17 protein-coding genes and 1 pseudogene are annotated in these 21,437 nt (G+C 70.4%); 7 read left to right on the top strand and 11 right to left on the bottom strand.

Going from position 1 to position 21,437, the window contains the following annotated elements:
* Window positions 1–2 precede the first annotated feature (2 nt).
* Window positions 3–1,856, bottom strand: a complete 1,854-nt coding sequence (locus tag HRU81_01480; protein ID QOJ30881.1) for an ABC transporter ATP-binding protein — start codon at window positions 1,854–1,856, stop codon at window positions 3–5.
* A 213-nt stretch (window positions 1,857–2,069) separates the two neighbouring features.
* Between HRU81_01480 and HRU81_01475 the strand changes: the two genes are divergently transcribed.
* Entirely contained in the window at window positions 2,070–3,041 is a 972-nt protein-coding gene (locus HRU81_01475) for a sulfate ABC transporter substrate-binding protein (protein QOJ33234.1), read from the top strand.
* An 11-nt stretch (window positions 3,042–3,052) separates the two neighbouring features.
* Here the strand turns inward: HRU81_01475 and mdtD are convergent, their stop codons facing one another.
* Window positions 3,053–4,492 carry a multidrug transporter subunit MdtD gene (mdtD, locus tag HRU81_01470; protein QOJ33233.1) on the bottom strand — a complete coding sequence of 480 codons (1,440 nt, stop codon included), beginning with the start codon at window positions 4,490–4,492 and terminating at the stop codon, window positions 3,053–3,055.
* 134 nt (window positions 4,493–4,626) lie between these two features.
* Window positions 4,627–4,830 (bottom strand): cold-shock protein, encoded by a 204-nt coding sequence (locus HRU81_01465; protein QOJ30880.1) that lies wholly within the window; start codon window positions 4,828–4,830, stop codon window positions 4,627–4,629.
* Between the two features lie 204 nt (window positions 4,831–5,034).
* Here HRU81_01465 and HRU81_01460 point away from each other — a divergent pair, with 204 nt between their 5' ends.
* The 3 genes from HRU81_01460 (at window position 5,035) to HRU81_01450 (ending at window position 7,541) form a co-directional block, all read left to right on the top strand.
* Window positions 5,035–5,970, top strand: a complete 936-nt coding sequence (locus HRU81_01460; GenBank protein QOJ30879.1) for an alpha/beta hydrolase — start codon at window positions 5,035–5,037, stop codon at window positions 5,968–5,970.
* Window positions 5,971–6,079: 109 nt separating this feature from the next.
* Window positions 6,080–6,484, top strand: coding sequence for a ribosome-associated translation inhibitor RaiA (locus HRU81_01455; GenBank protein QOJ30878.1), 405 nt, complete (start codon window positions 6,080–6,082; stop codon window positions 6,482–6,484).
* A 16-nt stretch (window positions 6,485–6,500) separates the two neighbouring features.
* Window positions 6,501–7,541 carry a S9 family peptidase gene (locus HRU81_01450; protein ID QOJ30877.1) on the top strand — a complete coding sequence of 347 codons (1,041 nt, stop codon included), beginning with the start codon at window positions 6,501–6,503 and terminating at the stop codon, window positions 7,539–7,541.
* Window positions 7,542–7,548: 7 nt separating this feature from the next.
* Here HRU81_01450 and HRU81_01445 read toward each other — a convergent pair whose 3' ends face one another.
* Window positions 7,549–8,499: a cysteine synthase family protein gene (locus HRU81_01445; GenBank protein ID QOJ30876.1), complete on the bottom strand. Its 951-nt coding sequence runs from the start codon at window positions 8,497–8,499 to the stop codon at window positions 7,549–7,551.
* A gap of 59 nt (window positions 8,500–8,558) precedes the next feature.
* On the bottom strand, window positions 8,559–9,200 hold the full coding sequence (locus HRU81_01440) for a glutathione S-transferase family protein (protein QOJ30875.1): 642 nt from the start codon (window positions 9,198–9,200) through the stop codon (window positions 8,559–8,561).
* Between the two features lie 109 nt (window positions 9,201–9,309).
* Here HRU81_01440 and HRU81_01435 point away from each other — a divergent pair, with 109 nt between their 5' ends.
* Together HRU81_01435 and HRU81_01430 are read left to right on the top strand one after the other, a co-directional pair.
* Complete coding sequence (locus HRU81_01435; protein QOJ30874.1) at window positions 9,310–10,524, top strand: DUF917 domain-containing protein; 1,215 nt, start codon at window positions 9,310–9,312, stop codon at window positions 10,522–10,524.
* An 18-nt stretch (window positions 10,525–10,542) separates the two neighbouring features.
* Entirely contained in the window at window positions 10,543–11,325 is a 783-nt protein-coding gene (locus HRU81_01430; protein ID QOJ30873.1) for an SDR family oxidoreductase, read from the top strand.
* 11 nt (window positions 11,326–11,336) lie between these two features.
* Here the strand turns inward: HRU81_01430 and HRU81_01425 are convergent, their stop codons facing one another.
* From HRU81_01425 to HRU81_01410, 4 genes are all read right to left on the bottom strand, one after another.
* Window positions 11,337–14,084: an amidohydrolase family protein gene (locus tag HRU81_01425; protein ID QOJ30872.1), complete on the bottom strand. Its 2,748-nt coding sequence runs from the start codon at window positions 14,082–14,084 to the stop codon at window positions 11,337–11,339.
* On the bottom strand, window positions 14,081–15,766 hold the full coding sequence (locus HRU81_01420; GenBank protein ID QOJ30871.1) for an amidohydrolase family protein: 1,686 nt from the start codon (window positions 15,764–15,766) through the stop codon (window positions 14,081–14,083). The genes HRU81_01425 and HRU81_01420 overlap by 4 nt, the downstream gene beginning before the upstream one ends.
* 4 nt (window positions 15,767–15,770) lie before the next feature.
* Complete coding sequence (locus tag HRU81_01415) at window positions 15,771–16,844, bottom strand: PD40 domain-containing protein (protein QOJ30870.1); 1,074 nt, start codon at window positions 16,842–16,844, stop codon at window positions 15,771–15,773.
* Window positions 16,845–17,013: 169 nt separating this feature from the next.
* The gene (locus HRU81_01410) at window positions 17,014–17,586 is read right to left on the bottom strand and encodes a hypothetical protein (protein QOJ30869.1); all 573 of its coding nucleotides are present in this window, start codon (window positions 17,584–17,586) and stop codon (window positions 17,014–17,016) included.
* Window positions 17,587–17,793: 207 nt separating this feature from the next.
* On the opposite strand from HRU81_01410, the gene HRU81_01405 reads away from it, so the two are divergent.
* Window positions 17,794–18,717, top strand: a complete 924-nt coding sequence (locus tag HRU81_01405) for a hypothetical protein (GenBank protein QOJ30868.1) — start codon at window positions 17,794–17,796, stop codon at window positions 18,715–18,717.
* Window positions 18,718–18,741: 24 nt separating this feature from the next.
* On the opposite strand, the pseudogene HRU81_01400 reads toward HRU81_01405, so the two are convergent.
* Window positions 18,742–20,001 (bottom strand): annotated as a pseudogene (locus HRU81_01400) (DUF1501 domain-containing protein).
* A gap of 19 nt (window positions 20,002–20,020) precedes the next feature.
* Window positions 20,021–21,394: a DUF1800 domain-containing protein gene (locus tag HRU81_01395; GenBank protein ID QOJ30867.1), complete on the bottom strand. Its 1,374-nt coding sequence runs from the start codon at window positions 21,392–21,394 to the stop codon at window positions 20,021–20,023.
* Between the last annotated feature and the right edge of the window lie 43 nt (window positions 21,395–21,437).

Genomic DNA, 21,437 nt, shown 5'->3' with positions numbered 1-21,437 from the left:
GCCTACAGCACCGCCGCCAGCGCGGCCGGGCGCGGGCCCGAATAGGAGAGCAGCAGCGGCCAGCGCGCACCGGCGTCGAACAGCCAGCCGAGGTCGCGCGACAGCGCCGCCTCGATCTCGGCACAGTCGCCATCGATGCCCATGACCAGCAGCGCCGGCTCCGGACCGGATGCGAGCGCACGCAGCTGCTCGCCGACATCGCCCTCCAGCACTTCCGTGCGCAGGTCGAGGCCATGGCTGTCGCGGACCTCCGCCCGCGTGTCGAGCAGGCGACGCAGGGCCAGGGTGCGTTGCGCCGGCACCGCTTCCCGCGGCGTGACACTGACGAAGCTGGCCTCGGCATTGATGTGCCTCACCAGGCTCGCGACCAGTCCCATGGCCTCTCCCAGCGGGGCGTCGTCCGGGCAATGGATGATCACCCGGCGCGGCAGCTGCGCACCGCGCGGCACGCACAGCAGGCGCCGGGCCCCGTGCGCCACCAGGCCGGCGATCTCCGCCGGCGTGCGCCCGGTGTTGTCCACCACCACCACTCCGGCCCCGCGCAATGTGCCGGTGCCGGGCTGTTCCTCGGCGACGATCGTCTCGCTGAGGTTGGCCCTCGTGCTCTGCACCAGCTGCGCCACCAGCGGCGAGTGGCGCAGTTCCATCACCGCCTCGCGGGTCGGCGCGCGGAACAGGAAGCTCGACACGGGCGTGGGCAGCACATGCAGGCGGCGCACGCCGAGGGCGATGCCGTCACCGGCCGCCAGCGGCATGGCCATGGCCTCGGCCGCGGTCCGGGTCACCTCCAGCAGGCAGGCGCCGGGAGCCAGACCCGGATGCGCCTGCGCGTCCACCCGCGCCGCCGCGCGCAGGTTCGTGCCGGCGGCCACCTGCACCAGCAGCCGGCTTACCCCGCCACCAAAGCTGGTTTCCAGCACCTGGCCTTCGCCGAGGAAGGGATTCGCCAGCACCTGGCGATGGCGTGCGAGTTCGACATCCTCCGGGCGCAGCACGGTGACCACTTCGGTGCTGGACACGGCATCGGGCCGCGCCTGGCCGGCATGGCTGACCAGCGCCTGGCCGACCCGCACCCGGGAGGGAGCCGCCACCTCGCCCAGCAGCAGGTTCGCCGCACCGAGGAACGTGGCGACGAAGCGCGTCGCCGGCTGCCGGTAGAGTTGCTGCGGCTCGCCGGTCTCGAGCAGCCGTCCCATGTGCATGACGCCGATGCGGTCGGCCAGCGAGAAGGCCTCTTCCTGGTCATGGGTGACCAGGATGGTGGTGGTGCCGAGGCGTCGCTGCACCTCGCGCACGGTGCGCCGCAGTTCGGTGCGGATCTTGGCGTCGAGCGCGCCGAAGGGCTCGTCGAGCAGCAATACGCCGGGTTCGTGGGCCAGCGCCCGCGCCACGGCCACGCGCTGCTGCTGGCCGCCGGACAGCTGCGACGGCAGCCTCTCGTCCATGCCTTCCAGTGCCACCAGCCGCAGCAGCTCGCGCCGCCGCTCGCGCCGGCGCGCGGCCGGCACGCCGCGGATGCGCAGGGCGAACTCGATGTTGTCCGCGATGCTCATGTTGCGGAACAGGGCATAGTGCTGGAACACGAAGCCGACCCCGCGGTCACGCGGGTTGACGAAGGTGACGTCACGGCCATGCAGCGCGATGCGCCCGTGGTCGATGTCGGTCAGGCCGGCAATGCCGCGCAGGAGCGTGCTCTTGCCGCTGCCGCTGGCACCCAGCAGCACGAAGAACTCGCCCTTGGCCACCTCGAGCGTGACGTCGTTGACCACGGGCACGCCGCGGTAGCGCTTGGTGACCTGTTCGAAGCGGATCGACATCGTGCCCTCTTGCTGCGCATGGTAGGCGCGCGCAGTCACGAAAGCAGTCTCGCGCCAGTAACAAAGCGGTGACAATGCCGGCCAGGCGGCAGTTCGCGCTATCCGTGGCCTCACCGCCGCATCACCTGCGTTGACAGCCATCGGCCGGCGGCCGCATCGTGGCGGCCACGCCGCAGCCCGGCGCCCGCGCGCCTCCAGGAAAGCAGATCCGCAACCATGAAGCCCGGCCGGATAGTCACGGCACTCTTCGCCATGGCCTGCGTGGCCACGCCGGCCCGGGGCGCGGAGACGGCGCGCCTGCTCAATGTGTCATACGATGCGACGCGCGAGCTCTACCTCGCCTACGACCGGTTGTTCGCCGCGCACTGGCTCGCCGCCACGGGACAGGAAGTGCGCATCCAGCGCTCGCACGGCGGCTCCGGCCGCCAGGCCCGATCGGTGATCGATGGCCTGCCCGCCGACGTGGTGACGCTGGCGCTCGCCTATGACATCGACGCCATTGCGCAACGTTCCGGGCGCCTGCCGGTCGACTGGCAGGCGCGGCTGCCGGACCACAGCTCGCCCTACACCTCGGTCATCGTGCTGCTGGTCCGCAAGGGCAACCCGAAGAACATCCGTGACTGGGACGACCTGCTGCGGCCGGGGCTGAAGGTCATCACGCCCAATCCCAAGACCTCAGGCGGCGCACGCTGGAACTACCTCGCCGCCTGGGGCTACGCCCTGGAGAAGAACCGGGGCGACGAGGCCGCCGCGCTGGCGTTCGTCAGGGCGCTGTTCGCCAGGGTGCCGGTGCTCGACACCGGCGCCCGCGCCTCGACCATGACCTTCGTGCAACGGGGCATCGGCGATGTCCTGCTGGCCTGGGAGAGCGAGGCCCTGCTCGCCCGCGACGAACTCGGCACCAACCGCTTCGAGATCGTCATGCCGTCGGTGAGCGTGCTGGCGGAGCCGCCGGTGGCCGTGGTGGAGCGCAATGCCCGGCGGCACGGCACGGCCGCGCTGGCGCGGGCATACCTCGAGTACCTGTACTCGCCCGAGGCCCAGGAGATCATCGCCGATCATCATTTCCGCCCGCGGCTGCCGGAGGTGGCGGCCAGGCATGCCCGGCAGTTCCCGGAGATCCGCCTGCTCACCATCAGGGATTTCGGCGGCTGGCAGGCGGTCCAGGCACGCCACTTCGACGATGGCGGCCTGTTCGACCGGATCCTGGAACAGCGGCCGTAGGCGGCCCGCCCTCAGGCGTCGGCGACGATGCCGCCATCCGGCAGTTCGGCCGGACCCTCGTCACGCAGCTGCCAGAAGATGACGGCCGATCCCATGGTCATCAGGCCGATGGCGATGACGGTGGCGCGGAACGCCGGCAGCGCCTGGCTGCCCTCGCCGGCACCCAGCCAGCTGCCGAAGGCGGCCAGCAGCGCCGCGGCGCAGGTCACGCCCAGGCTCATGCCGAGCATCTGCACCACGGAGAACAGGCTGTTGCCGCTGCCCGCACGCGCGGGTGCCAGGTCCTTGAGCGTCACGGCGTTCATGGCGGTGAACTGGAAGGAATTGACGGCACCGAAGATGCCGAGCTGGACGATCCGCAGCCACAGCGGCTGCCCCGGTGCCATCAGCGCGAAGCCGGCGATCGTCGCGCCGAGCAGCAGCGTGTTGCCGATCAGCACCTGGCGATAGCCGTGGCGGGTGATGACGGCCGTGGTCACGCGCTTGGCGCCCATGCTGGCCAGCGCGACCGGCAGCATCAGCATGCCGGCCTCGGCAGGCGAGTAGCCCAGGGTCAGCTGCAGCAGCAGCGGCAGCAGGTAGGGCATGGCGCCCGAGCCGATGCGCGAGAACAGGTTCCCCAGCAGGCCCACCCGGTAGCTCTGCACCGTGAACAGGTCCGGGGTGAAGATCGGCGCCGGGCTGCGCAGCGCGTGCAGCCAGTACGCGGCGAGCGCCGCCAGGCCCAGGATCATCAGCAGCACCAGCAGCGTATGCGCCCAGCCCAGGCCGCCCAGGCCATCGAGCGCCAGCGAGACACTGACCATGGCGAACGCCAGCATCAGGTAGCCGGCGAGGTCGAAACGGCCGCTGGCCGCGGTGAAATTGGGAATGTAGCGCCGGGTGGCCAGCAGGCCGGCGAGGCCCACGGGCAGGTTGATCAGGAAGATCCAGTGCCAGGAGGCCACCTCCACCAGCCAGCCGCCCAGTGTCGGGCCGAGCAGCGGCCCGACCAGCGCTGGAATGGCGACGAAGCTGATGGCCGCGAGGAACAGCTCCCCGGGGAATGCGCGCAGCACCACCAGCCGGCCCACCGGCATCAGCATGGCGCCGCCCACGCCCTGCAGCACGCGCGCGGCAACCAGCTGGCCGAGACTGGCGGATGCGGCGCAGGCGAGCGAGCCGAGCATGAACAGGCCGATGGCCAGCATGTAGATGCGCCGGGTGCCGAAGCGGTCGGCCAGCCAGCCGGTGGCGGGGATGACCACCGCCATGGTGAGGGCGTAGGACACCACCACCGCGTGCATGCGCAGCGGGCTCTCCCCGAGGCTGCGCGCCATCGCCGGCAGCGCGGTGTTGACGATGGTCGAGTCCAGCAGCTGCATGAACATGCCGATCGCCACGATCCACAGGACCAGGCGAGGGCTGGCGGGGCCGGAGGCGGGAGTGGAAGGCACCGTACCGGAGTGCATGGCGACCGAAAAAAAGCCCCGCCATCGCTGGCGGGGCTTCATTCATCTGCCCCTGTCAGGGGTTGTTCGCACAACTTCCCTGGCCAGGGTTCGAAGTCCCGATGCGGCGCGCTGGCGCACGCCGCTGCGAAACCTCAGGCAGCCTTCAGGTTGCCTGCTGCGGGCTTGCCCCGCTCCGTCAGGACGTCGAAGCTGACCTTCTGGCCCTCGTTGAGCGTCGCCAGGCCAGCAGCCTGCACGGCGCTGATATGCACGAACACATCCTTCGAGCCGTCCGACGGCTGGATGAAACCGAAGCCCTTCTGGGCGTTGAACCACTTCACAGTACCGGTAGCCACTTAATGAACACTCCAGGTTATTGATAGTCCGGCGCGCCGCGGCAGGCAGCCGCCGATGCGCCGGGCGCCACGGTATGCTTTTGCGCTGCCGTGGTCAAATGGCGCGAGGGCCGCGCCATGCCGGTGGCGGACGTCGTGCATGGCGGCCGGGCAGGCTTGCGGCATAGACTGGACCCAACCACCGAGGAGCACGCTCCCGAACGCATGAAAGTCCTGGCAGCCATCCTGGCCCTCGCTGTCGCCGCCCTGGCCACGGCCCTGTGGGCCTACCGCGACATTCCTGCCGCCACGCTGGAGGCCCGCTACACCAGCCCGGCGTCGAAGTTCATCCACATCGATGGCGTCCGCATCCACTACCGCGACCAGGGCAGCGGCCCTGCCGTGGTGCTGATCCACGGCAACTTCTCCAGCCTGATCGACTGGGATCCCTGGGTGGCCGCGCTCGAGGATCACTACCGGGTGGTGCGCTTCGACCTGACGAGCCACGGCCTGACCGGCCCGGATCCGACCGGCGACTACAGCCAGGAACGCACGCTGGCCCTGACGGCGCGACTCATCGATGCACTGGGCCTGCGGCGTTTCAGCATCGGCGGCACGTCGCTGGGCGGCACGGTCGCCATTCATTACGCTGCAGCGCATCCCGAGCGGGTGACCGGACTCATTCTGTTGAATCCGGGAACGCTGGAGGGCAGGGAGATGACGCGCCAGGGCGGTGTGCCCAAGGCCGCCTACCTGCTGGAGTACATCCTGCCCAGGGCGCTGCCGGCCGCCATGCTGAGGAGCGGCTTCGGCGATCCCTCGAAGGTCAGCGATGGGCTGATCGACCGCTGGTACGACCTGTGGATGCGGGAGGGCCAGCGGCAGGCCCAGCTGGACCGCCTGTCGCAATACCGGGCCGGCGATGTCGAGGCCGTCATCCGCAGCATCCGCGCACCCGTCCTGCTGCTCTGGGGCGAAGCCGATTCCACGGCGCCGATCCGCCAGGCGCAGCAGTTCCTGCAGCTTCTGGGGAACGCACCTGCGGTGAAATTCATCGAATACCCCGGCGTCGGCCACATGGCCGTCGAGGAAGCCGGTGAGGCGACCGGGCGCGACGTGCGCGCCTGGCTCGATGCCAGGGCCAGCTCCCCCGGCGGGTGACGTACCGGCAGCTCCGGTTTGCGTGCCCTGGCAGATGGACGCGCAACGGCTGCCGGAGCTATAAGGAAGGCAATGGTTCAGCGCATGTGACAGCAAGAAGGAGGCCCCCATGCAGACGGCCCTGCAAGTCAGGTTTCACGGCACCGATCCTTCAGCGGCGATGGAATTCACCATCCGCGAGCACGTACAGAAGCTCGAGCAGTTCTACGATGGCCTGATCGGTTGCCAGGTCAGCCTGGAATCGCGCCACCAGCATCACCGGCAGGGCAACCTGTTCACCGTGCATATCCGGCTGGTCGTGCCGGGAGAAGAACTCGTCGTGACCCGCAACCCGGAGCGCGACCCGCGCCATGAAGACCCCTATGTCGCCGTGAGCGATGCCTTCCGCGCGGCACGGCGCCAGCTCGAGGAATATGCCGGCAAGCGCCATGGCAAGACCAAGCGCCACCAGGCCAGGCCGCGCAGCCAGGGAAGCGGTGCGGCGGCGCAGGAAAGCGAGCAACAGGGCGACTGAGCCCGGGACGCCCGTCATGCGCAGCAAGGCACTCGCCGCCGGCACGCTGCTGGCGGTGTCAACCTGGGTCGTGCTGCCCGCGGGCGGCCAGCCCGCGCCGGAGCCCGTCGCGGCGCCCGTCCCGGCAACCGATGATCCGGCCGAGCTCAAGCGGCTCTGGGCGCAGCAGCAGGACGCCGAGCGATGGGAGAAGGGCCGTCTGCTGAAGCAGATCGATGACCTGCAGGTCGAACTCGCCGCCAGGGGCGTGCTCGATTACCGCAAGCTCGACTATGCGAGCACGGACGGCCTGCGGATTCCCGCCTACCTCTTCAAGCCGCTGGCCATGCCGGCCGGCAAGGTGCCCGCCGTCATCTATGCCCATGGTGGCCAGCACGGGCAATTCCGCTCGCGCATGGTGCCGCGCCTCGCGGAGTTCGTGCGGCGCGGCTACGTCGTGCTCGCCCCCGACTATCGCAGCAGCTCGGGCTACACCATGGAGTTCCACGACGCGGCGGACTACGGCGGCAGGGAAATCGACGACATGCTGGCCGCCCGCGATTTCCTTGCCGCCATGCCCGGCGTGGACGCGCAGCGCATCGCCATCATCGGCGAGAGCCACGGGGGCTACAACACCTTGATGGCCCTGGCGCGGGCACCGGAGCGGTTTGCGGCAGGCGTGGATTTCTTCGGGCCAACGGACCTCGTCTGGCGGCTCACGGCCAGCCCGGGCGAGAACCCCAATGCCGAGCCCGGTGACCGCGAGGTCTTCGCGCGCATGGTCGGCAGGAGCATCGACGAGGCGCCCGAACTCTACCGCGCCCGCTCACCCCGCTACCTGGCGACGGCCAGCGGTCCGCCGCTGCTGATCCTGCATGGCGACAAGGACGCGATCGTCAGCATCCGGGAATCCGCCTGGATGGCCGAGGCCCTGGAGAAGGCGGGCCGGAAGAACTTCAGCTTCCACGTCATCCACGATGGCCAGCACGGCTATCCGCGCCCGCAGATGGACGAGGCCTGGCGCCTCGCCTACGACTTCCTGGACCGGGTATTCGGCGGCCAGGCACCCGGCGGCTGACCCGCCGCTAGTGGAACGGCACCGGGCTGTCCGCGCCGGGCGCCGGGTGCATGAAGAAGTCGTGCAGGTACTTCTCGCCCTTGTCGTCGAGGATCGTCACCACGGTCTTCAGCTGCGGGAAGCGCTCGCGGATGCGCCGCGCCGCCAGCAGGTGCGCGCCGGAGCTCGGGCCGCAGAACAGGCCGCGCGTGCGCGCCAGCTTGCGCATCTCCGCCACGGCATCGCTGCTCGACACGCCGAGCGTGTCGTTGATGAGGTCGCGGTGGTGGGCGAAGATTCCCGGCACGAAACCGTCGGAGATGCCCTCGATCTGGTGCAGCGCCACCTCGCCGCAGAGGATCGTGCGCGATTCCGCCGGCTCCATCGCGAACAGGCGCACCGACGGATTCACCCTGCGGAAGGCCTGGCCGACACCGACCAGGGTGCCACCGGTGCCGACACCGTGCACGAAGGCATCCGGCACCCGGCCGTCCGGCAGCTGGGCGAGGATCTCCGGGCCGAGGATCTCGCGGTTCTCGTCGACATTCCATTCCGACTCGAACTGGCCGGGAAAGAAGAACCCCGGCTGGCGGCCGAGCTGCCGCGCCCGCTCCAGCGCATCGTTGACGTGGAAGGTGCCGCAGAACAGGACCTCGGCGCCATAGGCGCGCGAGATGGCCACGCGCTCGCTGGACAGCCCCTCGGGCATCACCACGATCATGCGGTAGCCCTTCACCGCGGCCACCATCGCGAAGGCATTGCCGGTGTTGCCGCTGGTGGCCTCGACAATGGTGTCGCCGGGCTTGATGGCGCCGGTCTCCTCCGCCCGCTCGATGATGTATTTGGCGATCCGCGCCTTGATCGAGCCCGATGGGTTGAGGAACTCGCACTTGGCGAAAACGCCGTCGATCTCCAGGAGCGGCGTGTCGCCGACGGCGTCGAGGATGCTGGCCGAAAGGCCGGTGTAGCGGGTTGCCATGATGGGGCTCCGGTTGCGCTGCGTACAGTGTCGCCGCGCGGCGCGCGGCGGTGGTTGATTCAGGTCAGCTGCGATCGCAGGAGCTCACGGCTGGCGGCCGCGCTGGGTCGCGCGGCCACGCGCTCGAACCAGGGGCCGATCCGCGGCAGCCCGCGGTCGAAGGGCTGGTTCACCGCAAGGCCGAAGTCCAGCCAGACGTACAGCCAGATGTCGGCGGCGCTGAAACGCTCGCCGCAGAGATAGGGGCCGGCACCGAACAGGCCATCCAGCCAGCAAAGACGGTCCTGTGCCACCCGCTTCAGGCCGGCTGCCGCCTCCGGCACCACCGGGATGCGCGGCTGGAAGCGCGCCAGCCCCTCGCCGTAGTGGTAGGCGTTGTGGATGAACTCGGTGATGTTGAGTTCCACCCGGCGCCACCACTGCCGCGTCAGGCCACGCTCCGCGGCCGTGCTGCCGATCAGCGCCGGCGCGGGATGCAGCTCCTCGAGGTACTCGGCGATCGCCACCGCCTCCGCCAGCGTGCTGCCATCGTCCAGGCGCAGCGCCGGGGTCTGGCCGGCGGCATTGACCGCGAGGAAATCCGGCGCGCGGTTCTCGCCCGTCATCACGTCGATCGTCACCGCCGGCAGGCGCAGCCGCTTCTCCAGCAGGAACATGCGCAGGCAGCGGGGGGCGGGACTGTGGGCGTCGTAGATCAGCACGGAATCTTCCGGGAGAGTCGTTGCCAGCGCACATTACACCGCAGCCACCGGCAAGGTCACGCCGGGATATACTCGGCGCCGGCGACCGGATGCAAGGGGAGGCAGGCTCATGCGCAGCGCCACGGCACCATGGCTGGCAGGCCTCGTGCTCGCCTGCGCCTCGCTGCCTGCTGCTGCAGCGCCGCCGATCCGCACCCTGAGCGAACAGGAAGTGTGGGACCTCATGGCCGGCGCGGCCATCGACGGTACACGTGGCCGGGTCAAGCCGGTCGCGCCATTCATCGAGGGCGCGGTACGCAAGCTGCTCGCCGAGGGCAAGCCGTTCCGCCTCATCGCCCTGGAAGACGTGCCGGACGACTGGACGCTCGCCGAAGCCGGCGGCCGAATCGGTGGTGGCGGTGCCTGGACCCATGTCGCCGAGCGCATGAAGCAGCAGGGTACCCCCGTGGTGCCGGCAACCGATGGCATGCGCCTCGCCATGGAAGCCCTCGAGCGACAGACCGGCCACCGGCTCGATGCGGTGGTGCGCGCGGAGGCCGCGGAGGCCACCGCCGCGGCGTTCCAGGCAGCCATGGCGGCAGGCCTGCCGGTGGTCGATGCCTGCCCCACGGGCCGCGCGGTGCCGGAATTGGCGCAGTCGGTGGCCTACGTCAACGGTGTCACGGCGACGCCGGCCGCGCTGGTAAGCCTGTGGGGTGATGTCGTCCTCGTGGAGAAGGCGATCGACGCAGCGCGGCTCGAGGACATCGGCCGGAGCATGGCGGTCGGCAGTGCCGGCAGCGTCATCACCGCCAGCACGGTCATGGCGGGCCGGGACGCGAAGCGCGCCCTGATCCCTGGCGTCCTGTCGCGGGAGATCCTCATGGGCCGCAGCGTGCGTGAAGCCCGTGCGCGCGGCGCCGATCCCGTCGCCGCCCTGCTCGGGGTGACGCATGGCCTGTACCTGTTCCGCGGCAACGTCACCCGGGCCGTGAACCGCGAGGATCGCGGCTTCGACTGGTGGGACGTGGAAATCCAGGGCAGCGGCACGTTCCAGGGCCACCGCTATCGTCTCTGGGTCAAGAACGAGAATATCGTCGGCTGGTTCGACGACCGGCCTGATGCCATGTCACCCGATCTCATTGCACCGCTTGATCCGGCAACCGGCGAGGCGATGCTGTCGCCGAAGCTCGGTGGCTACGACCCGGGTGCGGATGTGGTGCTGGTCGGCTTCCCCGCACACGCGATGTGGCGCACACCGGCAGCCATCGCCCTGCTCGGGCCGCGGCATTTCGGCTTCGACTACGTGCCCCTCGAACAGCTGCACGCGAACCGCCCACGCTGACAACAAGGAACCCTGCTCATGCCACGCACGAAAATCCTGCCGACACTCCTGGCCATCACCGCCCTGCACGGTGCAGGTACCCAGGCCGCGGATGCCCCGACCGTGCTCATCACCGGTGCCAGCCGCGGTATCGGCCTGGAACTCGCGCGCCAGTACGCGGAGCGCGGCTGGAACGTCATCGCCACCGCGCGCAACCCCGGCAGCTCCGCGGCCCTGAAGGAGATCGCCGGCAGCCACCCGAACGTCACGCTGGAGGCCCTCGACGTCACCGACCTCGCCGGCATCGATGCGCTCGCCGCCAGGTACAAGGGCCGGCCGATCGACGTGCTGCTCAACAACGCCGGCATATCCGGCGCCGACGAGATGGGGAGCTTCGGCCAGCTGAATTACGCCGCCTACGACAAGGTGCACGCCACCAACGTCATCGGCCCGCTGAAGATGGCGGAAGCCTTCCTGCCGAACGTCGCGGCCAGCCAGCAGAAGAAGATCATCAACATCACCAGCACCGAGGGCTCGATCGGCTCGGTGAAGACACGCGGCGGCGGTTACTTCTACCGCTCCAGCAAGGCCGCGCTGAACATGGTGATGCGTTCGCTCTCCCTCGACCTCAAGCCGAAGGGCATCACCGTCGGGCTGGTGTCACCCGGCTTCGTCAAGGACGACTTCACCAAGGGCCTGGACCTGCCGATCATGATCACGCCGCAGCAGAGCGCGAGCGCGGTGATCAAGGTGATCGACGGCTACGATCTCTCGAAGACCGGCACCTTCATCCGCCACACCGGCGAGCCGGCGCCCTGGTAGGCGGCCGCGCCCTACCGCCGCACCGGCGTGGCGCTCGCCGTCGCACCCGGTGAGGCGGGCTTCGGCCGCGCACGCCACTTGCGGTAGAACGCCTTCTGGTCGTCGTCCATGGACGGACGCAGGCCGTCGATCCACACCTGCTCGATGCTGGTCGACGGCTCGAGGATGTCGCCGTCGGTCAGCACCATGCTCGCGCTCTTGCCCGGGGCGATCGAGCCGAGGACCTTGTCCAGGCCGAGGATGCGCGCCGGGTAGAGCGTGATGGAGCGGTAGGCCGCCTCGCGATCGAGCCCATGGGCGGCGGCGATGCCGGCGAATAGCGTGATGTTGCGCGCATTGGCCGAGCCGCCGGTGCGCGTGGTGCTGGCGATCGCGAAGGTGACGCCGGCGGCCTCGAGCTTCGCCGGCATGGAATACAGCACGTCGTAGGGGTCATCCGCCCGCGGCGGCTCGCCGACGATATTGGTCAGGACCACCGGTACCTTGTGCTTCGCCAGCAGGTCGGCGACGAGGTAGGCATCGCGCCCGTCGGTGATCACCAGGCGCAGGCCGCGCTTCGCTGCCAGCCCCACCGCCGCCTCGATGGCATGCTTCTCGCGCGCCGTCGCCCACAGCGGGCGCTCGCCGCGCAGCACGGGCAGCAGTGCCTCGAGCTGCGGGTCGTACTCGGGCGGCCTGGCGGATTTCCCGGCGCGCTCCCTGGCGCGCCCATAGGCGGCCGCGCTGTCGAGCAGCCTGTCCAGTTCCGCGATGCGCTCGTCGGATTCCTTCCTGCGCTCGGCGAGGTTCTTCTGGCCGCCGAGGAAGATGGCGTACTGCGGCGGCACCGGGTCCGGCCAGCGCAGCACCAGCGCCTGCTGGCGCACCGCGGTCATCTCCTCCCAGGTCCAGCCATCGGTGCGCAGCACGCTGGTGGTGCCGGCGACGATGCCGCCCGAGGGCACGACGACCGCATGGGTGATGCCGCCCGAACGCGCCACCGGGAAGTGACGGCTCGCGGCGTTGACCGCCGGCGACACATCGGCGTCGGCGTTGATGTCGCCGGTCTCGCTGACATCCACGGTGCCGGGCACGGAGTCGATCTCGCTGATGCCGAGCACGCTGTTGGTGTGGATGAGCCCCGGCCAGAGGTGCTTGCCGGTGGCGTCCACGCGCCCGGCACCCGCGGGGATCGCGGTATCCGGTCCGCCGACCGCGGTGATGCGCCCGCCGGAGAAGACGACGACGCCGTCGGCGATGGCTGGCCCCTCCAGCGTATGCACCGTGGCGCCGGTGATCGCCACGATGTCCGCAGGCGCATCGGCGGCATAGCGGTAGCGTTCCGCCGGGGCCGGCGGGTTGGCCGCCGTGCCGGCAGGCGGCGCCGCGGTCGCGGGCTTCGCGCCCAGCTCGGCCGCAAGCCGGGCGTGGGCCTCGGCCACCTCCGCGCGGTGCGCCAGGTCGGCCTCGCGGCTGAAGCGCAGCTTGCCATCGACGAAGGTCAGGTCGGCCACCGAGTACACGCTCAGCGGGTCACCGCTCCAGACGACGAAATCGCCGTCCTTGCCGGCAGCGATCGAGCCGACGCGGTCGGCGATGCCGAGCTGGAGCGCGGGGTTGAGCGTCACCATGTCGAGTGCCCGCTGCCGCTCCACGCCGCCGTAGTGGATGGTCTTCGCGGCCTCGAGGTTCAGCCGGCGCGCGAGGTCGGCGTTGTCGGAATTGAGGCTGACCAGCACGCCGCGCTCGGCCATCAGCGCCGCATTGTAGGGAATGGCGTCGTAGGCCTCGGCCTTGAAACCCCACCAGTCGGAGAAGGTGGAGGCGCCGGCACCGTGCGCGACCAGCTCGTCGGCCACGCGGTAGCCCTCCAGCACGTGGTGGAAGGCGCGGATGCGGATGCCCGCCTCCTCCGCCACGCGCATCAGCATGAGGATCTCGTCGGCGCGGTAGCTGTGCGAGTGCACCTGGCGGCGGCCGTCCAGGACCTCGACGATGGCGTCCATGCGCAGGTCGCGCCGCGGCGGCACCGTGTGCTCGCGCTGGCGCTTCGACAGTGCATCGTAGCGGCGCCATTCGTCGCGATACTGCGCGGCCTCGGCGAAGCTCGCGCGCAGCAGCGCCGCCACGCCCATGCGCGTCGCCGGGTAGCGCAGCTTCTGCCCGGGCATGCCGCTCTTGAACGCGGCGTGCGTCGGGTTCTCGCCAAGCGCGAACTTGATGGTGGGCGGGGCCCCGCCGAACAGCAGTTCACCGGGCTGCGTCACGCCCCAGCGGTACTTGATGAGCGCGTTCTGGCCGCCGATGGCATTGGCCGAGCCGTGCAGCACGTGGGCGGTGGTGACACCGCCGGCGAGCTGCAGGTAGATCTCGTGCGAGCGCGGATCGAGCACATCGCTCACGCGCACCTCGGCGCTGATGCTGTTGACGCCCTCGTTGAGGTCCATCGTCTCCGTGGCGCTGTGGCTGTGGGCGTCGATGATGCCCGGCGTGAGGTGGCGCCCGGTGCCGTCCACCACCAGGGCGCCGGCGCCGGCCCTGAGGCCGCGACCCACCGCCCTGATCCTGCCGTTCTCCACCAGCACGTCCGCCCCTTCGAGGATGCCGTCGCCGGTCTGCGTCCAGACGGTGGCATTGCGCACCAGCACCTGCGCGGGCGTCGCCGGGGGGGCTGGAAAGGCATGGACGGCGAGTGCCTGCTCGAGGCTCATGTCGGCATGCGCTGCGCCTGCGGCGACCGCGGCGATGGCAACGGCGGCTGTCCTGCGCAGGCCCCTCATGGCTTGCTCCCCTGCGGAGCGGCCGCTCGCCGGCCCTCGAGCTTCATCGTGACCGAGCCGCGTTCCGAGCTCATGGTGGACTCCCCCTTGAATGCATCGCCGTCGATGACGACGGTGACCTTCATCTCGCCGCCCTGGCCCGGGCTGACCACGGTGAGGGCGTTGCCCTTGAGGACCACGCTGCTGAAATCGCGCCTGCCGGCGCGGGCGCTCTCGCTGAAGCCCGTCCAGGCCTCGCGCTCGCCGGCGATCGTCCAGCTGGATTCCGCTGTCCGGCCCATCACCTCGGTGCTGACGGTCCATCGGCCCCGCGGATCGACGACGGCAGAGGGATCACCCGCCGGCTTCTCGCCCTCGAACAGCTGGTGATGACCCTGCACGAAGAGGTGGCGCACCACGGCCTTGCCGTCGAACAGATCGCCGGCGACGACCATGACGTTCGCCTGCTTGCCGGGCTCCAGGGTGCCGAGCACGCGCGACAGGCCGAGCAGCCGCGCCGGCGTGGTGGTGACACCGGCGAGCGCCTCGTCCGGCGACAGCCCGGCCTTGACCAGTGCGGCGAGATTCTCGGTGAAGCGCCGGGGATTCTTCATGCCGGCGGTGACGAACGCGACGTCGACGCCCGCCTTCCTCAGGGTGCCGGGCAGGCGTGGCGCATCGAGGTATGACTGCAGCTCATCGAGGCTGGCTTCGAAGACGTCGGCGTCGGTGCCGAGTTCCGGCTTCGCCGGCATTTCCAGCGGCAGCAGCACCGGCATGTGCGCGGCAGCGAGGTCCGCCGCCCGGTCGCCCAGGCCGCGCGCGACCACCATGCCGCCCTCGAGGCCGAACTCGCTGGCGATGCCGGCGAAGCGCCCCGGGTCGAGAGCGCTCAGCGCCACCCAGGCCAGCGGGCGTTCGCCGCCCAGCACCTCGAGCAGCGCCGCATCGGAAGCCCGGAACTCCGGCGGTGCCAGGCCGGAGGGATCCGCCATCCAGCGGGCGCGCCATTCGCCGGCGCCCCGGGCATCGAGCAGCGCCTGGCGCACGGTTGCCACGGCGCCGAACTTGGAAGACGGGTACTGGCCCGACATGAAGCTCGCGGTCTCGAGCGCCGCCACCTGGAACAGGTGCGGGTTAAGGATGAGTTCGGCCGCGGGCCCGTCACGCAGCATCAGGACGGCTGACTCGCCGCGGAACACGCCCTTCAGCGGCAGCACCTGCGCCGCGCCGAAGCCCATCTCGCGGTGGCGTGCGACGCTCGTGTGCCGGGTGTCGAGCTGGTCGACGACCGCCGCCTCGGGATGCACGGCCTTCAGCTCATGCGGCGAGCCGGTGCGCGGTGGCTCCTCGCCGGGGCGGCCGCGGGCGGCAGCCGGGGCTTCGGTGTCCAGACCGACCGTGGAGGCCGCGTCGATGAGCGCGGGGTAGACGCTCCAGCCGGCCTCGGCCTCGATGACCTCGGCATCGGCGGGCACCGCGACACCGGCGCCCACGGCCTCGATGAGGCCATCGCGCAGCACCAGGTTGCCCCGGGCGATGACCGCGCCCGGCGCGGTGACGATGCGCGCGCCGGTGATGGCGTAGGTCCGCGGGCGCTCCGCGACGGCTCCCGCCGCGGCCAGAACGCCCGCGAACGCCAGGATCAGCGCAGGCACCCGCGCGGCGCGGGACCGTGATGTTCCAGGGTCCCGCGCCGCCATCAGGCTACTCCTTCGGTGGCGTGATGCCGGGCACGCCCTTGTAGTTCGCCGGACCGAGGTTCAGCGAGGACACGTCCATGACGTGGGTGTAGAGGTTCGACATGAAGCCGCCGCCCGTGCTGCGGGCGAACAGCATCTTCTTGCCATCCGGCGACAGCGACGGGAAACCATCGAAGCCCGCGTTGAAGGTCAGGCGCTGCGGCTCGCCGCCGGCCAGGTCGCCGAGGAAGACTTCCCAGTTGTTGCCCTCGATGATGCGCACGAACACGTAGTGCCGGCCATCCGGGGCAGGATACGGCGCCCAGTTCATGTCGCGGTCGAAGGTGCGCACCGTGTGGTTGCTGCCATCGTGCTTGATGGTAAACACCGTCATCGGCGTCGGCTTCACCTTGCCGTACTCGCTGCGCTTCCAGGCGCGGTAGAGGATGGTCTCGTTGTCGGGCAGGTAGAAGGGTGCGCCCTCCTGCCAGTCGTCGGTGAAGGTGATCTGCTGCTCGCCTGTGCCGTCCGGGCGCATGCGCCAGAGGTCCATCTTGCCGTCGATCTGCCGGCCGAAGACGATCCACTGGCCGTTCGGCGACACCGATACCTCGGCCTCGTACCACTTGTTGTTGGTCAGCCGCTTGATGTTCTTGCCGTCGAGGTCGGAGATGTAGAGCTCGGCACCCTGCGGATAGTCATTGGAATCCGACCAGTTGCCGATCGGCATGTCGAGGTGATCGCGGGTGGAGGTCCACACCAGGCGCTTGCCGTCGGGGAAGAAATACGAACAGGCGTCCTGGCCCTTGTCATTGATGCGCTTCACCTCGGTGCCGGTGTCGGTGAAGGTGTAGGTCAGGGCACCGGTCTCGCGGCCTTCGGCGTGCAGGGCCTTGGGATCCTGCGTCTGCGCGATGACGTGCAGGCTGTCCGGGCCATAGTAGGCCTCGGCATTCTTCGGCACATTCGGGATCAGGCGCACGGGCAGTTCCTTGCCCGGCGCATCGGCGGCCAGCGCGGCGGTCGCGCCCAGGGCCAGCGAGGCGGCAAACAGCGTGAAGCCGCGGAGCGCGGCGGTGGAGGTCGGCTTGTCAGGCATGTCGGACTCCGGTCGGTGACGTGAGGGGTGGATGTGGCAGAGGCCCGGCACCTCGCGATGCCGGGCCTCCACACGCTGCCGATCATGGCATGCGGCCGCAGCCTCGGCTAGGGCCCCGTGGCGCTATGCCGCAGCGCCGAGCCATGCGGCCGCAGCCAGCTGCCGCGGGTCAGTTGTGCTTCTTCTGATGGATGCGAGCGCTCTGGCGGGTCTGCTGATGCTGCAGTCCGTGGCTCTCGGCCGCACCGACATGGCCGTCGGCGCCGGCACGGGCCTGGCGATAATTGGCTTTCGCCTGACCGTGCTCGAGGCGTGCCGCCTCCTGGCCGGACAGGCTGCCCGACTCCAGTCCCTGCTGGATACGCATCTCCTGGTTGGCACTGCGTTGCACACTGGCCTGCATGCGCTCGGCGGAAGCCGAGTCGGGATTGCCGGTCTGCCCGTCGTGCTTCTGGGTCCTGATCGACTGGCTCAGATGGTCCTGCGCCTTGTCGAGCTTCGCCGACTCGCCGGCGGTCAGCTCGCCATCCTTCATGCTGCGCGCCTCCATGCGGTCGACGACAGCCTCCTTGTGCTCGAGGCTGGCCGCCTCGCGCGTGGTGAGCTGGCCGCTCTCCAGGCCAGCCGAGATGCGGTTCTGCTGGTTGACGTCGCGCTGGACGACACCCGCGCCGTCTGCGGCGAATGCACCGGCCGCCGCGAATGCGCCCAGCAGCAACCCCGTCCTGATCATCGCTTTCATGTGGTGGACTCCATATTGTCAACTTGGATGCGGTACCCGGGTCGGCCACGAGGAGCCACGCCCGCCCGACATCCAGAAACGCGGCTCCGGGAATGGCGTTGACCGACCCGGTCCGGCCGCTCGCCGGCGCAGGGCCGGGGTTGCTACAATCGCCGGGACGAGGTGGGCGGCCCGGCGCCCGATCGCAAGGCCAACGGGAGAACCAGCATGAGCGCAGAGTTGCAACAGGACCGTGTGGTCCCTGCAGGCGGGATGCTGTCCCGCTTCTACCAGCCGCCCTTCGTCGGCGCCTTCGCTTTCGTCGCCGTGCTCGGCATCGTGCCGATCATGCACAGCCTGCTGTCGCTGGTGATGGAGGAGTTTCCGCCGGGCCACGAGACGGCGATCAGCATCGGCATCGGCGCCATCGCCATCGCCATGGTGATCTTCGCCTCGGCGCGCAACTCCGAGGCGCTCGGCACCTGGTTCGGCTTCATCGCCGGCCACCTGGTCTGGACCGGCTGGATCGAGCTGTCGTTCCGCTTCAATCCCGAGTACATGAACATGGGCCCGTTGATGGTCAACGGCGAGCGCGTGCTGTCACCGAGCCTGTTGTTCGTGCAGGCGACCGTCGGCCTGCTGATGGCCACCCTGCCCTTCTTCGTCTTCAACCGCGACACCCGCTGCAATGCCTTCCGCTGGATCCAGCGCGTGACACGCTACGATGCCGGCAAGCCGGCGACCGCGGCCGACCGCAACTTCGCCCGCATCACCTTCCTGGAAGTGCTCTACGTCATCTGGTTCTGCTACGCCGTGTCGCTGTTCCTCGTCGACACGCGCTTCGTCGGCTCGCACCACCCCATGACCTATGTCGCCGGCTTCGGCTTCATCGCCTGGACCTTCTACCTGCTGATGCGGCTGGCGCGCTTCACGCGCGTGCTGGCGGGCGTGCGCTACGCGATCCCGACGGCAGGCATCTTCTGGACCGCCGTGGAGTTCGCCCACGAGTGGGGTCTCTACGACGAGTTCTGGTCGAAGCCGCAGGAGTACGCCCTCGAGATGGGCATGGTGCTCGGTGCCTTCGTCCTCGCCCTGCTGCTGGCCGTGATCATGCCGGCGCGGCGCGCCAGCGGCGCCCGCCCGCAGGCCTGAGGCCAGGCGGGCGCGCCGCCCCGGTCAGGCGCGGATCAGGTCCCTGAGCGCCGGGGCCGCGCCGCTCTCCGGGAACACCGTCCGCTCGAGTTCGGGGCCGGGCACTCCCAGGTGCTCCTGCAGCACCGCCTTCAGCACCGCGCGCAGGTCGAGCGTCACGGCGAGATCGCGCTGCTGGTAGAGGTTCCTGGCCGCCAGGCCCGGCCAGTCGGCCACCACGCGCCCGCCGCGCACTGCGCCGCCGAGCAGGAACGCCGCCGTCGCCGTGCCATGGTCGGTGCCACGCGTGCCATTGACGGCAGCCGTGCGGCCGAACTCCGTGGCGAGCATCACTGCCGTGTGCCGCCAGACCGGTCCCAGCCCCTCCTTCAGCGCCCGCAGCCCCCCGTCGAGGGCGCCGAGACGCTGGCCGAGCTGGCCCTGGGCCCCGCCCTCGTTGGCGTGGGTATCCCAGCCACGGGTATCGAAGACCGCGACGCGCGGGCCGTCTTCACGCACCAGGAAGCCGGCACAGGCACGCACCACCTCCGCATACCGGTTGCCCGGCTTGCCGCCGGCAGGTCCGATGCCGGCATCGCCCGTGGTCATGGCAGCCGTCGCCAGGGCATCGGCGAGACGCCGTGCCAGCAACGGATCGGCGGCATAGAGGTCCTGCACGCGCTGCAGGGTGTCCTCGTCGAGGGCGGCGAGGCGCGAGGGTACCCATGAGGCCACATCCACCGGGCCGCGCATCACCAGCGGCAGGTTCTGGCCCAGCGCCACCCCGGCTTGCCGGCCCTGCCCGGCCGCCGGCGGCAGCGCGGCCAGCGCGCGGTTGAGCCAGCCCGTCTGCACGCCGTGCGGCGTGGGCGTGCCGTTTTCGAGCACGTCCTGCCCGTCGAAATGCGAGCGTTGCCGGTACGGGCCCGCCACCGCATGGAAGACGACGAGCTCCCCGGCACCGTAGCACTCGTGCAGGAAGCCGAGCCGCGGATGCAGCGCGAAGGGGCCATCGAGCGCCAGCGCGCCATCCGCCGCGCCCGGTGCCGCGATGGCGATCTCCGCGCGCAGGCGGCTGTAGTCGCCGTCACCGCAGGGTGGCACCGCCGAGAGCCCGTCGAGCGCACCCCGCAGGATGATGAACACGAAGCGCGCCTCGCCCTGCGCGCCCGGGCGGCCGGCCGGGCCGGCGGCCAGCACGAGGCGCGGCATGAGCAGGCCACCGGTGGCCGCGAGCCCGGCCGCGGCGATCCCGCCCGCGAGGAGGCCACGGCGACTGCAGGTATTCATGGTCGTTCACCTCATGGCAGGTTGCAGTGCAGGCTCAGCGCCGCATGAACTCGGGCGAGGCCAGCAGCAGCGTCAGCGCCTGGGCCGCTGTCGCCGCCCGCCCGATCGCCGCAGCGGTCGCCGTGCCCAGGGTGCCGCCGAGCAGCTGCGGCGCGAGTGCGCGCGCATCGCGCAGCGATCCCAGCCGCTCGCCGAGCGCATCGGCCCATTCCACCCGCTGCAGGACCGCGGAGGCGCCGTCCCAGTCCGCGCTGCGATCGGGCCATCCGGCCGGAGAGCCCGGCGAGTAGGTACGCTGCCCCAGCAGTTCGAACGGCGCGAGCGCAGCCCGGTCCCTGCCGTTGCCGCCATCTCCGGCCGGCAGGCCAAGGCCGCGATACGCGGAAACGATGTAGTCCGAGGGTGTCTTGAACTTGGCCAGCGGCGTCTCCCAGGACTCCGGCGAGTCGATGAGCGCCTGATAGACGGTCCGCAGCTCGCCACCGCTGGCTTCGAAGGCGCGGCTGATGCGCTCCACCGCGGCAGCCGGCGGGTCATCGGCGATGAAATGGCGCGCGAGCTGGGTCGCCAGATGCCGCGCCGTCGCGGGATGCCGGGCCAGCGCGTGCAGCACCGCCTCGCCCTGGTCCACCCCGGCCTGCGCATGGCGCTGGCCGAGCACCTCCTGCACGCCCGGCTGGTGCAGCTCGGGGCGGAAGAGGAAGCGCCCGGGCTCGCCGCTGGCCAGCCGGCCCTTGCCGCCACCGATGGACCAGCCAGTCAGCACGCGCGCAAACGCCGTGACGTCGGCCTGGCTGTAGCCGCCGTCGACACCGAGCGTGTGCAGCTCGAGGATCTCGCGCGCCAGGTTCTCGTTGATGCCGGGCGGGTTCTCCGGACGCCTGCGCCTCACGCGAAGCGCAAGCGGGGAACTCTCGCCGGCCGAGGTGAAGTTGTCGAGGTACAGCAGCATCGCCGGATGCTGCTCGACGGCGAGCAGGAGGTCGGCGAAGCGGCCCAGCACGTTGGGGCGGATGGCTTCGCGCTCGAAGGCGCCGGCGACGCCGAGCACGGCCAGCTTGTCGATGGAGACGGCGAAGTGGTTGGTCCAGAACTGTGTCAGGCGCTCGATGAAGGGCCTGTCGGTGGTCGCGGCAAAATGCAGGCGGGCGACGGCCTCCTGCAGGTAGAGCGGGCGGTAAAACTTCACCAGGCCGCCCTTCTGCTGCTTCTCCCGGCGCAGGCGCCCGGCCTCGGCGAGGATGTCCGCCGAGTCCCGCAGGCCCGCCGCCGCGATCTGCGGTGCTGCGCCGGCGAGCTGGCCGCGCAGCCAGCCGCGGGGGTCCGGAGCGATGCGCGCCAGGTCGCCCGGGCGCGCACCGAGGCCGTAGCGGTTGGCGGCAATGGCGGCTTGCGGGGACTGGGGCATGGCTCTTCGCGGTACGCTGGCGAACGTCCTTCCTCAACGCGGT

Source organism: Gammaproteobacteria bacterium (assembly GCA_015709695.1).
In the GTDB taxonomy this organism is placed as follows: domain Bacteria; phylum Pseudomonadota; class Gammaproteobacteria; order Steroidobacterales.
The sequence above is the reverse complement of the archived record's forward strand: the minus strand, read 5'-3'. Positions and strand labels throughout refer to the sequence as shown.